This window comes from Rosettibacter sp. KY25 (assembly GCF_057554405.1).
Genome location: NZ_BAAJAO010000023.1, coordinates 1 through 13,247, shown reverse-complemented (window position 1 = coordinate 13,247; position 13,247 = coordinate 1). Strand labels below are relative to the sequence as shown.

Annotated in this window: 6 protein-coding genes and 1 pseudogene; all 7 read left to right on the top strand. The window is 33.2% G+C overall.

The annotated features are described in order from the left end of the window. Positions 1-19 precede the first annotated feature (19 nt). On the top strand, positions 20-1,789 hold the full coding sequence (locus tag AC27L2_RS11900) for a glycoside hydrolase family 13 protein (protein WP_487211980.1): 1,770 nt from the start codon (positions 20-22) through the stop codon (positions 1,787-1,789). Positions 1,790-1,794: 5 nt separating this feature from the next. Beyond that, complete coding sequence (locus tag AC27L2_RS11895; RefSeq protein ID WP_487211979.1) at positions 1,795-3,438, top strand: peptidylprolyl isomerase; 1,644 nt, start codon at positions 1,795-1,797, stop codon at positions 3,436-3,438. Between the two features lie 12 nt (positions 3,439-3,450). Further along, entirely contained in the window at positions 3,451-6,129 is a 2,679-nt protein-coding gene (locus AC27L2_RS11890) for a TonB-dependent receptor (protein WP_487211978.1), read from the top strand. Between the two features lie 21 nt (positions 6,130-6,150). After that, on the top strand, positions 6,151-9,804 hold the full coding sequence (locus AC27L2_RS11885; protein ID WP_487211977.1) for a hypothetical protein: 3,654 nt from the start codon (positions 6,151-6,153) through the stop codon (positions 9,802-9,804). An 18-nt stretch (positions 9,805-9,822) separates the two neighbouring features. Beyond that, positions 9,823-10,869, top strand: coding sequence for a PorV/PorQ family protein (locus AC27L2_RS11880; RefSeq protein WP_487211976.1), 1,047 nt, complete (start codon positions 9,823-9,825; stop codon positions 10,867-10,869). A 48-nt stretch (positions 10,870-10,917) separates the two neighbouring features. Then, positions 10,918-12,753 (top strand): carbohydrate-binding module family 20 domain-containing protein, encoded by a 1,836-nt coding sequence (locus AC27L2_RS11875; RefSeq protein WP_487211975.1) that lies wholly within the window; start codon positions 10,918-10,920, stop codon positions 12,751-12,753. Between the two features lie 117 nt (positions 12,754-12,870). Then, positions 12,871-13,247: pseudogene (locus AC27L2_RS11870) on the top strand (hypothetical protein); the annotation flags it as partial.

Genomic DNA, 13,247 nt, shown 5'->3' with positions numbered 1-13,247 from the left:
TTTAATATTGATTTTTCTTTTGAATGACTATTTAATCTCTCAAGAAAAATTTTTTGAATCGCCACAGTGGGCTAAAGAAGCTGTGTGGTATCAAATTTTTCCTGAAAGATTTTTTAATGGCGATAAATCTAACGACCCAAAGCCGGAAGATTTGAAAGGCTCTTGGCCCTATTTCGTTCCTGATGGCTGGCAAATTCATCCATGGACTTCAGATTGGTATGAACTTCAAGCTTGGGAAAAAAATACAGGAATGGATTTCTATCGTAATGCTGCTTTAAGAAGATATGGAGGCGACCTTCAAGGAGTAATCGACAAGCTTGATTATCTTAAAGAACTTGGTGTTACTGCAATTTATCTCAATCCAATTTTTGAAGCTCCGTCACTTCACAAATATGATGCATCGATGTATCATCATGTTGATAACAATTTTGGACCAGACCCTGAAGGTGACAGAAAAATCTGGCAAACTGAAAATCCTGCTGACCCATCAACATGGAAATGGACTTCGGCAGATAAACTTTTCTTAAAACTAATTGAAGAAGCACATTCAAGAAATATTAAAATTATTATTGACGGTGTTTTTAATCATACTGGAACAACTTTCTGGGCATTTCAAGACATTTTGAAAAATCAACAAAATTCACCTTATAAAGATTGGTATGTAATTAAAAAATGGGATAATCCTGAAACTCCAGAAAATGAATTTGATTATCAAGGATGGTATGGCGTTAAAGATTTGCCTGAAATAAGAGAAGATGAAAATGGAATAGTTGAAGCTCCTGCAAATCATATTCATGCAGTTGTGAAAAGATGGATGGATCCAAACAATGATGGAAATCCTGCTGATGGAATAGATGGCTGGAGATTAGATGTTGCAGATATGGTAAGCCATAAATTCTGGCAAAAATTTAGAAAGTGGGTTCGAGAAATTAATCCCGAAGCTTATCTTGTTGGCGAAGTCTGGTGGAAAGATTGGAGAAATGATGAAATGTATAATGCTGCTCCATGGCTTAAAAAAGAATTTGATGCAGTAATGAATTATCGATTTACAAGAGCAATCAAAAATCTAATCTTTTCAAAAAAATATTTTACTGGAATTGATGGATTTATTGATACAATTAGTACAATGATGAATCAATATGGAGAAAATTTTTATGTGATGATGAATTTACTTGGAAGTCATGATACAGAAAGACTTGCATCTTTAATTGTTAATCCAGACAATTTATATGACCACAATGGAAACCCTGCACAAAATCCTGAGTTTGATGTTAGAAAACCAAACGAAGAAGAACGCAAAAAACAAAAATTAGCTGTAGCAATTCAATTTACATTTCCTGGAGCTCCTCATATTTATTATGGAGATGAAGTTGGAATGTGGGGCGGAGATGATCCGGATTGCCGCAAACCAATGGTCTGGAAAGAATTTAAATATGATGCAGAAAAATCGCACCCCTTTGGAAAATCAAGAATTTCTGATAATGTTTCATTTGATGATTCGCTTTTTAATTGGTATAAAAAATTGGCATTGTTAAGAAATGAAAATAAAATTTTATCATTAGGCAAAATTAATTTTATACCAATCAATGAAAAAAAATTACTGGTTTACAAAAGACAATATGATAATTCCGAAATCCTTGTTGTTGCAAATATTGATTCAATTGAGACAGAATTAGATTTAAATACTTTTGACAAAACAAAGAAAAACTGGAACGAATTATTAACGGGAAGAATTATTTCAAATAAGAGAATTTCATTTAAGCCTTATGAAATTCTCATATTAAAATAAATTATATGGTAATAGGTTTTAGCAAATATAAATACTTATTGCTTGCAGCTTTATTGCTTTTAATATCGGCATTCAAATTAAATGACGATGATATTCTGGCAACTGTAGGCAATCACAAAATTTTTGTGAATGAATTTAAATCCCGATACGAAGAATATCTTCTTGCCTCTGGGATAAAAGATAACATAGTTACTCGTCGTTCAATACTTCAAAACATGATTAATGAATTATTGCTTTATTACTATGACGACAACAAAAATATTTTTAATAATCCAGAATATTTGAAAGAATTAGAATGGGCAAGAAAACAAACCATACTTGCTTTCTTGAAGGACAGAGAAGTCTATGCAAAAATAACAGCAACAGAAGAAGAATTAAGAGATGCATTTTTAAAAACAAATCAAAAAGTTGCTGCACGACATTTATTTGCATTCACAGAAGAAGAAGCAGATAGTTTGTATAAACTTGTTATGGAAGGTGTAAGTTTTGACTCGCTGGCAAAACAAATTTTTACAGACTCAACACTTGCTAATAATGGAGGTTATCTTGGTTACTTCAGCTGGGGCGACATGGACCCTGCGTTCGAAGATGCTGCTTACAGCTTGAATATCGGCGAAATTTCTAAACCTGTAAAAACTAAATATGGTTACAGCATAATAAAAGTTGAAGATAAAGTAACTCATCCTATTCTTACTGAATGGGAATTTCAAAAGAAAAAATCTCACATGCAAAGAGTAGTTAAACTTAGAAAGAAAAGAAGTGCAGAATTGGAGTATCTTAATAAAGTTGTTGACATGAAAAAAATTTTTATTGATGAAGAAAATCTTAAAAATCTTTTTGCTGCATTGATGAGGAATGTTAATATTGAAAAGACAGCAGGCAATAAAATCTGTGCTAAGTATGAAAACAAAAGTTACACCGTAAATGAACTTGAAAAACGAATTAATGATATACCGCAGTTTCATCGTCAAAAAATTAATTCTTTGGAATTATTGAGTGCAGCGGTTAAAGGAATTGTTACACAAGATTTACTGCTCAAAATTGCTGAAGAAAAAAATTATGATAAAGATTCAGAAGTGAAGGAAGTAATTAATAAGTATAACAAAAATATTTTTCTAAAATATAAGCGAGAGGAAATTCACAATAGTTATCAATTTTCTGACAGTGCTGTATATGATTTTTATAAAAATAATCCAATATACTTTCAAACAGAGCCTGAATTCAAAATTCAAGAAATTATTGTGTCAAACAAAAGAACGGCAGATAGTCTTTTGACATTAATAAATCAAGGCGAGGATTTTGGTTCAATAGCAAAGAAGAATTCTTTAAGAAAAATAACTGCAGAAAATAATGGAATTATTGAACTATCAAGCTTATCACAATTTGGAATGCTTGGCAGCTATCTTCAAAAATCTGAAATAGGAAAAGTTTATGGTCCTGTAAGAATTGAAAATTATTATGTGATATTTAAAGTGCTGGAAAAAAAAGAAGGTAGTTTGAAAAATTTCAAAGATGTTTATGAGCTTGCACATCGTTTTTTGAAAAAAGAAAAATCAAAATCAATTATGCAGTCGTACATCGATAAACTTTCACAAAAAGTAAAAATCTCTTTTGACGAAAAAAAATTAAGTAACATTCAAATAAATTGAGCAGGAGATTATATGAAGAAAGTAATTACGATTTTTATGTTTTTGTTTTTTGCTTCTATTGTAATTTACGGCGGTACAACTGGTAAACTTGTAGGAAAAGTTATAGATAAAAAATCGAGAGAGCCGTTACCGCTTGTAAACATTACAATCGAAGGAACAAATTTAGGAGGCAGCACCGATATCGAGGGAAATTATATCATCTTGAATATACCTCCCGGACGATACAATGTTAAATATCAGTTTGTAGGTTATAAGCCTGTTGTCGTAAGTAATGTTATCATATCAATTGATTTAACCACAGTTCAAAATGTTGAAATGGAAGAATCAACAATTGCCTTGGAAGAAGTTGTTGTAAGAGCTAATGTTTATGGCATTCAAAAAGATGTAACATCAAGTCAGGCAAAAGTAACCGCAGATGAAATAAATAATTTGCCTGTAGTAGAATTAAACGATGTTCTGCAATTGCAGGCAGGTGTAACTAAAGGAGCTGGAGGAGAATTTCATATTCGAGGTGGTAGAACAACAGAAATTGCATACTGGGTAAATGGGGTTTCAATTACAGATGCATTTGATAACAGCCGCGGTATTGATATCGATAACAGCAGTATTCAAGAACTTCAGGTAATTAGTGGAACATTTAATGCAGAATATGGGCAGGCACTTTCTGGAATTGTTAATGTTGTAACTAAAGAAGGTGGAAGAAAATTTGATGGCAATATTAAACTATACAGCAGCGATTATCTTTCCAATTTTACTGAATACTTTACAGGAATTGATAAGTTTAATCCTTTTACAAATTATAACCTTCAGGGAAGTTTAAGCGGTCCTATTCCATTAACTAATGATAAATTAACTTTCTTCTCAAATCTGCGTTATACTTATGATGATGGCTATTTGTATGGAATTAGAAAATTTAATCCGGATGGTTCGCAAGGAGATGGAAAATTAGTTCCAATGAATTACAACAAAAGATTGCTTGGTCAGTTGAACTTGAGTTTCTTTCCTTCTTCTTCAATTAAAATGAATGCCGAATTGTTGTATTCAACAAATAATTATAAAGATTATAATCACTTCTTTAAATTAAATCCTGACGGCGATGTTAAAAAATTTAATAAAAGTTACAATGCTACCTTTACGCTTACTCATACTCTTTCAAGCAAATCTTTTTATGTTTTGAAAATATCAAATTTTTTCAGAGACTTTAATGAAAAACTTTATGACGACCCTTATGACCCAAGATATTTACACCCTGATTCATTAAGAACTGTTGGATATGCCTTTGCATCAAAAGGAACAAATCTTCATAGATATTTCAGAACTACTAATTCATTGATTGGTAAACTTGATTTTACAAGTCAAATAACAGATAAACACATGATTAAATTTGGAGTAGAAGGAAGATGGCACAAACTAAAAGTTGACGATTATAATCTTGAACCATTAAGAGTAAATGGTATTCCTGTAGAACCATTTGTTCCTTCGATTCCAGAAGAAAATACACCTAACAGAACGAAATATTCAAATTCACCAGTTGAATTTTCTGCTTACATTCAAGATAAAATTGAGTATGAAAGTGTAATTATTAATATCGGTTTAAGACTCGACTACTTTGATTCAAAAGGAAAAGTTTTAGTTGACCCAACTGACCCAAACATAAACTTGCCTTTAAGGTCAGAACTTGCAAATATGAGTTTACAAGAACGAGAACCTTATTTCTACAAAAATGCTTCTCCTAAATGGGCTATAGGTCCAAGATTTGGAATTGCATATCCAATAAGCGATAAAGGTGTTCTTCATTTTTCTTATGGACAATTTTTGCAGATTCCAACTTTTCAGTATCTGTTTAATCTTGGTCCTTATTATGTTCCCAATACTGGCAGCAGTTATGGACCTTATGGAAATCCAGATTTAAAACCGCAAAGCACAACAATGTATGAAATTGGTTTTCGTCAAGAACTATTTGAAAATTTCACAGTTGACCTGACAACTTTTTACAGAGATATTCGAAATTGGATTACTGCAGGTCCTTTAATCATGACACGCAATCTTGTGAGTTATTCAACATACATCAATAAAGATTATTCCAATGTTAAAGGAATAACTCTGAATGTAAATAAAAGATTCAGCAATCATTATTCTATTGACTTGAATTATACTTATCAAGTAGCAGAAGGAAGTAATTCAAATCCAGAAGATGAATTTTATGCACAACTTGGGAATAATGAACCAACATTATATTTAATTCCACTTGATTGGGACCAAAGACACTTATTGAATTTGTCAATCTTTGTCGGAGATGTTGATTGGGGAATTTCTTTTATAAGCAGATATGGAACAGGACTTCCTTACACACCTTCAATTACTCAATACACTGCCGATAGAGGAATTACTTCAGGTTTGCAACGAAACAGCAGAAGAAAACCAAATCAATATGTTTTTGATTTAAGACTTCATAAAACATTCAAAATTTCTGTGTTTGATATGACAGCTTTTCTAAATGTATTTAATTTGTTTGATACAAAAGTTGTAGTCAATGTTTATGGTGATACAGGAAAAGCAGACTACACAACCGAAGGAAGAAATATTGGCTACGACCCGCATAGACCAAATACAGTAGAAGAATATTTAAGATATCCAACTAATTATGGCGAACCAAGATTAGTTCAATTTGGAATTGAATTATCATTCTAAAAAGGAAGCAGGAGAATTGTTATGAATAAGATTTTTAAAATCGTTTGCATTCTAATTTCATTATTAATGACAGTAAATCAATATGCTCAATATACTCCTGGCAAAGAGCGAGGAGACCCAACCAAAAGAACCAAAGGTCAGATGGAAGGTAATAGAATTAGAACTACAGTTTTTAATTTTGGTATGACAGGAAGAGAAGGTGGTCAATATCCAATTTCTGTTCAAACACCTTATGAGTGGCCTAAAAATACAGGACATGTTTACTTAGCTATGCTCGGAGTTTTTGTTGGTGGAGAAGTTGTAGATAATACAGGAGCCACACAAAGAATAATTGATGTATTTAACTTCCGCCGTTCTCCTGAAGGAAAAACCTGGAATTTTGAACCTGTGCCTGGATATTTCAATGAAAGAAAAAATGAAATTGCAACAAGCGTAGATGAGGAAACCTGGCCTGCCTTCTGGCCCGATAGAATGAACGACCCAATTGACCCAGGTTGGAAAGGTTCATGGAATGGTTACTTCGGGAAAAATATTTTTAATGCAGATCAAGAAATGTTCTATCGTGCCTCTGATGATAAATATGATAGATATGTAAATTATTTCCCTGATACTACAGATTTAACAAGAAAAGGTTTGGGAATTCTTCTTGATGTGAGAGCACTTGCATGGTCTCAAGTTCTTGTTGAAGATGCTCTCTATCTGCTTCATTATGTAAAAAATGATGGAACAAAAGATATTAAAAAAGTTGGTGTTACTGTCTGGTATGCAGATTTCGTTGGCGGTGATGGAGATTCACAGGATGATATTTCTGAATTCGACCTTCTTGAAGATATTGCTTGGTCAAGAGATTATGACCACAAAGCTCCTCAATTTGGTTCGGACCCCGTTGGTATTGTTGCTGTTGCTTTCCTTGAAACTCCAGGCAATGCAGTTGACAGAATCGATAATGATGGAGACAGCCCCGAGTTAAATAATTTTATTTCCGCAGAAATGATTGAAGGAGAAATTCCTGATAATTTAATTGATGATAATGGAAATGGCCTTATCGACGAAAATCAAACTCATATTCCTTTTGGAGTTCAAAGAGGCGTTACTTATGCAGATGGAATTGCTCAACCTACTGACCCTGCATGGATTGCAAAACATCCAAGATTTAAAGTAGAAAGAAATAGCCCTATTGTAACTCAGGATATGGTTAATACAGCTTCAAATAATAAATGGCATATCTGGCCTCCACTTGATGATTTTCAAAAAGGTCAAATTCATTTAATTATGGTTACATCGGATAAACTCGATTTACCATTCAAAGATGGTATTGATAATGATGGCGATGGTGAAGATGGAAGCCCTGTAATAACTCAGGATATGATTAATAAAGCAGCACAAGATGCACCATTCTACAGATACAGAGTAAATGATAAAATTATTTTATACAATGTTGTTCAATCTACTTTAGGAATGAAATATGCAGATGGAATTGATAATAATAATGATGGTGCAATTGATGAAGGCATTGATGATGGTATTGATGTTTTAATTGACGAAGCTCGTGATGATGGAATTGATAATGATTATGATTGGAATCCATTAAGAGATGATGTTGGTTTAGACGGTGTTCCTGATACAGGCGACCCTGGAGAAAATGATGGTAAACCTACATCAGGTGCACGATTTGGGCTTCCTGGTGAACCCAGTGTTGATGTTACAGATGTCAGCGAAACAGACCAAATTGGTATTACAAATGCTGATTACGTCCCAGCCGGCGGATTAAATATTAACAGCGATGCTCAAATGTGGTTCGACTTTATGATTCCAGGAAAATTTTATGACCCAGCTGAAGTTGTTGCAGGTGAATATGATTTGTTTGTTTCATCAAGTTTATTCCCGCTTAAATCAGGTCAAACTGAACCAATTTCACTTGTTGTTTTACTTGCTAATGGTCCGGTTCCCGATCCAAACGGTCAATATCGCAAAAAGGAAATATTAAGAAAAAGAGTTCGTGCTCAAGAAACTTATAATAACGACTATCGATTTGCTAATGCTCCTTTAATTCCTACTTTGACTGCAGTCCCAGGTGATAATAAAGTTACACTCTACTGGGATGATGTAGCTGAATCTTCATTTGACCCTTACATCGATGCTATTGGCGGCAATGGAAGAGACTTTGAAGGTTATAAATTGTATCGCTCTTCTGATCCGGCATTTCTTGATGCAGAAAATATTACTAATGGTTATGGAAATAAACAATTCAAAACTCCTATTGCACAATTTGACCTTGTTGATGGTATCAAAGGATTTGACCCTGTAGGTATTGATGGTGTGAAATATTTTCTTGGAACTGATTCTGGAATTAAACATACTTTTGTAGATACTACAGTGAAAAATGGATTTACATATTATTATGCTCTTGTTGCTTACGACTTCGGTTTCCCTGAAGGAGAAATTATTCCATCAGAATCTCCAATTCGAGTTTCATTGCAGCAAGATGGTTCTGTAAAATTAGGTTCTAATGTGGTTAGGGTTACTCCAAATGCTCCTGCTGCAGGTTTTACTGAACCAACTTTAGGAAATATCAGCAGAGTAGAAGGTTCTTCTTCAGGTACAATTTCTTATGAAATTATTGACCTTAATAAAATCAAAGATGGTCATGTTTATCACATAATTTTTGAAGATACAATTAAAGTATCTAAAAAAGTAGGTCAGCCAGATACATTAACAACTAAAAATTATTCTCTAATTGATTCTACTGAAAATAAAATTCTTCTAAGCAAAATCACAGACTTATCAGAAACTACAGAACAACCTCTCGTAGATGGATTTAGATTGAAATTTAAGAATGAAAAAAGAGTGGAACTTAACAGAGATGAATCAAAATGGAATGATACGACAATTGTCAATTATCAATTTGAAAAGTTTGTCTGGCCCACAGGATTAAGCGGCGAGGAAAGACCAAATGATTATCGAATAGAATTTGGTGATGTAGGTTTTGGTCAATCAATTGAAGGAAAATTTGGAACTAATACATTTCCATCAAAGCTAGTTAATTTCAAAGTCTTTAATGTAAGTAAGAATAAATATATCGATTTCATTTTCGTAGAAGTTGATGGTAGTGATGGAGTTTTATCAACAAATGGTGCAAGAAGAGACAGAATAGTTTTTGTAGAACCAAACAAAAACAATATTCCTGTTTACACCTGGTGGTTCTATTTGCTTGATACTCCAAATCCATCAAAAGGAACACGATTACCCAAGAAAGGTGATGTTATTAATCTAAAATTGAAAAAGCCTTTCTTGTCGAGCGATAAATATAGATTTGTTGCAAAGAAAGGATTCATTGATACAGATAAAGCAAAAGCAGATCTCGATAAAATTAAAGTAGTTCCTAATCCTTATGTAGCAACTGCATTGTGGGAACCTAAGAATCCATATTCAAGCGGAAGAGGACCTCGTTCAATTCACTTTACTCATCTTCCAAATAAATGCACTATAAGAATATTTACTGTTAACGGAGAACTTGTTGATGTAATTGAACACGACAGCCCAATTAATGACGGCGCTGAAGAATGGGATTTACTCAGTAGAGATAAATTATCAGTTTCTTATGGTGTTTACATTTATCATGTTGATGCTCCTGGCATTGGTACAAAGACAGGAAAATTTGCAATAATAAAATAAAATGGAGTTTAAGATAAAATGAAAAGGCAAAAGAATTTTATTGTGATTTATAAATTTTTATTGATTGCTCTTTCACTCCTGTTGATAAACAGCAATCAAATTTATTCACAAAAGGTTACTAAAACAGGAACAACTGCTGCAAAATTCTTGAGTATTGGAATTGGTCCTCGTGCAAATGCAATGGGAGGTGCATACAGCTCTGTTGCAAATGATGTATCTTCTATGTACTGGAATCCATCCGGCATAGCTAATTTGAATGAGGTTCAAACAATTTTTACTTATACAAAAATGTTTGCCGATTTAAGTGTCAACTATCTTGGTGTTGCAATTCCATTTGGAAATATTGGAACATTTGGACTTAATGTTACAGCATTTAATGTTGGTGAAATGGATGTTACTACAGAATATTTCCCTGAAGGAACAGGAGAAAAATTTAATGCTTCGAGCTATGCTTTTGGATTTTCTTATGCTCGTTTTATAACAGAAGATTTTACAATAGGAATAAATGTTAAATATATCCGCGAAGATATTTTTAATTCATCTGCACAAGGATTTGGAATTGATATTGGAACAATATTTAATACACCATTCTACGGAATCAAATTTGCAAGCAGCATTACAAATTATGGTTCGAAAATGAAAATTGAAGGAGAAGATTTGTTGATAAGACATGACCCCGACCCGCAGAGAGCAGGCAACAACGAAACTCTTGATGCTTACTATAAGACTGAAGAATTCGAACTTCCTTTAAGATTACAAATTGGATTGTCAAGAGAATTTCAGTTCTTGAACAATCAAAAATTAACAATTGCTGTTGATGCAATTCATCCAAATGATAATTATCAATGGGTAAATGTAGGCGGCGAACTTTCATTATTCGACAACTTATTTAATCTTCGTGCTGGTTACAAAGGTTTATTCCTTAAAGATAATCAGGAAGGTTTAACACTCGGCGTAGGTGTTAAATATGGAATAGAATTATTTAGAATTTCTGTGGATTATTCTTATCAGAAATATAAATATCTTGATAACATTCATAGTTTCGGAATAATTATAGGATTCTAAATGAATCGTAACAAACTAATTTATTTACTTAATAATAATGGAGGCTTCATGAAAAAAATAATTCCTATTTTTTTAACAATGTTCTTCTTTGCCTTTGCAATGTATGCTCAAAATTATAATGTAACCTTTAAGGTTAATATGAGCGTAGAAATTGCAAAAGGAAAGTTTGACCCTGCTCAAAATCAAGTTTCAGTAAGAGGAAGCTTTAATGGGTGGGGCGAAACTCCAATGGCAGACCCAGATGGAGATAAGATTTATGAAGTAACAACACAGGTTCCAGCAGGAGAACTTAAATACAAGTTTTTCCATAATGGGGCAAAAGCTACAAATGGTGGATGGGAAAGCATTAGTGATCGAGTTGTAAAGAATGTATCTTCTGACCTTGTTCTTGATGTTGTTTATTATGATAATATTCCAATGCCATCGGGCAATCCTGCAAATGTTACATTTAAAGCAGATATGCGTCTTCCAATCAAACAAGGTGATTTAGTAATTGGTTCTGGAAAAGTTTTTGTAGCTGGTGATTTTAATGGCTGGAGCACTTCCCAGGATGAACTCATTGATGATAATAATGATTCAGTTTATACAAAAACTGTTCAGATTAATTCTGGTCAGTTGATAAATTATAAATTCTTATACATAAATAAATCTGGTGCAACAACCTGGGAGGCTGACCAAAATAGACAAGCATGGATTGAAGATGGTGACAATGTAATTGCAAGATATTTTAATGATGTTAATCCTAATGTAGAAATTAAAGATGGTAATATTACATTTAATGTTGATATGAGCGTACTTGAAGAACTTGGAATTTATGACCCATCAGTTGATAAGCTTCAAGTTCGTGGTGGTTTTAATGGATGGAGCGACAGCGATGCACCACGTTCTGTAATGAATCAAGACCCGTTGATTCCAACAAATTGGTTCTTGCAGGTTCCTTTTGTTAAAACAGAAGTAGGTGCAAAGCAAGAATTCAAATACTATGTTGCTTTAGGTCATACTGATGAACTCTGGAAAGACGGCTGGGAAAGACCTTTAAGCATGGGCGGTGGAAACAGAGTGGTCAACTTTGCAGGTGATAATAATCAAGTGCTCGACCCTGTTTATTATGATGATATTTATCCTCAATTTGTTATCCCACAAGGTCAATCAATTTCTGTAAAATTCCGCGTCGATATGACTGATGCAATGGATCCAAATAAAACTGGCGACCCAATGCAAGTTGGCGACAAAGTTTACTGGATAAGTGAACAACCAGTTTTTGCAAGATTAATGAAATGGGTTGACAGCGATGAACAAACTTATTTTGAATTGACCGACCCAGATGGAGATAAAATTTATGAAGGTACTCTTACAGTTAATGGTCCTGGCATCAATGCTTTTGAATACCGTTATGCATTCCAAAGAGCAAGAGATGGCTCATTCTATCAGGAAAAAGCAGGTTTCGGAAAAAATGCTTACAGAGTTCGCTTCTGTGCTATGACAGGTTCCCGTCAGTTTGTTCAACCTTATACTGCTCCACTTGATAAATGGACTGACAAAGAAGATAAATCTGACCAAGTAGAACTCTGGCCTCAGGGATTACCAACAGATGTTCGAGAAATTAATCTCGGTGTTCCAACTAAATTTGTGCTCGAACAAAATTATCCTAATCCATTTAACCCAACTACAAGAATTAGATTTACAATCCCAGCAAAAGATTTTGTTACTCTGAAAGTTTATAATGCTCTCGGCGAAGAAGTTGCAGTATTAATTAACAAAGAAATGAATGCTGGCTCCTACGAAGTTGATTTTATTGCTTCAAGATTGAGCAGCGGTGTTTATTTCTATACATTGAAAACTTCTAACTACACAAAAACTATGAAGATGCTCTTGCTCAAGTAAGAAATCTGAATTTTGTTTTTCAAGGGAGAAATTTGAAATATAATTTCTCCCTTAATTTTTATTAAATTCATGATTTTGATAATTACAATTGTTATTCAATTATAAGGTTATTAAAAAATGAAAATTATCACCCTGTTGCTTTTAAGCTGTATTACTTTTGCTCAAACAAAATTCACAACTATTCCTGAATATCCTGTTGAAACTGACAGCATTGTAATTGTCTTTGATGTTACTTATGCAACTCACCAAAATAAGATTGCTGGTTACACTGGTGATGTTTATGCTCATACTGGAGTTACATTAAAAAATCAAAATGGTTCTATATCAAGCTGGCAAAATGTAATAAGCACATGGGGTGATAATACAAGACAACCAAAATTAACAAGATTAGGAAAAGATTTATATCAAATAATAATAAACAATCCAAGAAAATTTTATAATGTTACAAATCCAAATGTAAAAATAGTTCAACTGTGTTTTGTACTTCGCAGCAG

Excerpts from the sequence above, each read along its gene's own strand:
- AC27L2_RS11890 (WP_487211978.1), top strand. The coding sequence starts at position 3,451 with ATGAAGAAAGTAATTACGATTTTTATGTTTTTGTTTTTTGCTTCTATT.
- AC27L2_RS11885 (WP_487211977.1), top strand. The coding sequence starts at position 6,151 with ATGAATAAGATTTTTAAAATCGTTTGCATTCTAATTTCATTATTAATG.
- AC27L2_RS11895 (WP_487211979.1), top strand. The coding sequence starts at position 1,795 with ATGGTAATAGGTTTTAGCAAATATAAATACTTATTGCTTGCAGCTTTA.
- AC27L2_RS11875 (WP_487211975.1), top strand. The coding sequence starts at position 10,918 with ATGAAAAAAATAATTCCTATTTTTTTAACAATGTTCTTCTTTGCCTTT.
- AC27L2_RS11880 (WP_487211976.1), top strand. The coding sequence starts at position 9,823 with ATGAAAAGGCAAAAGAATTTTATTGTGATTTATAAATTTTTATTGATT.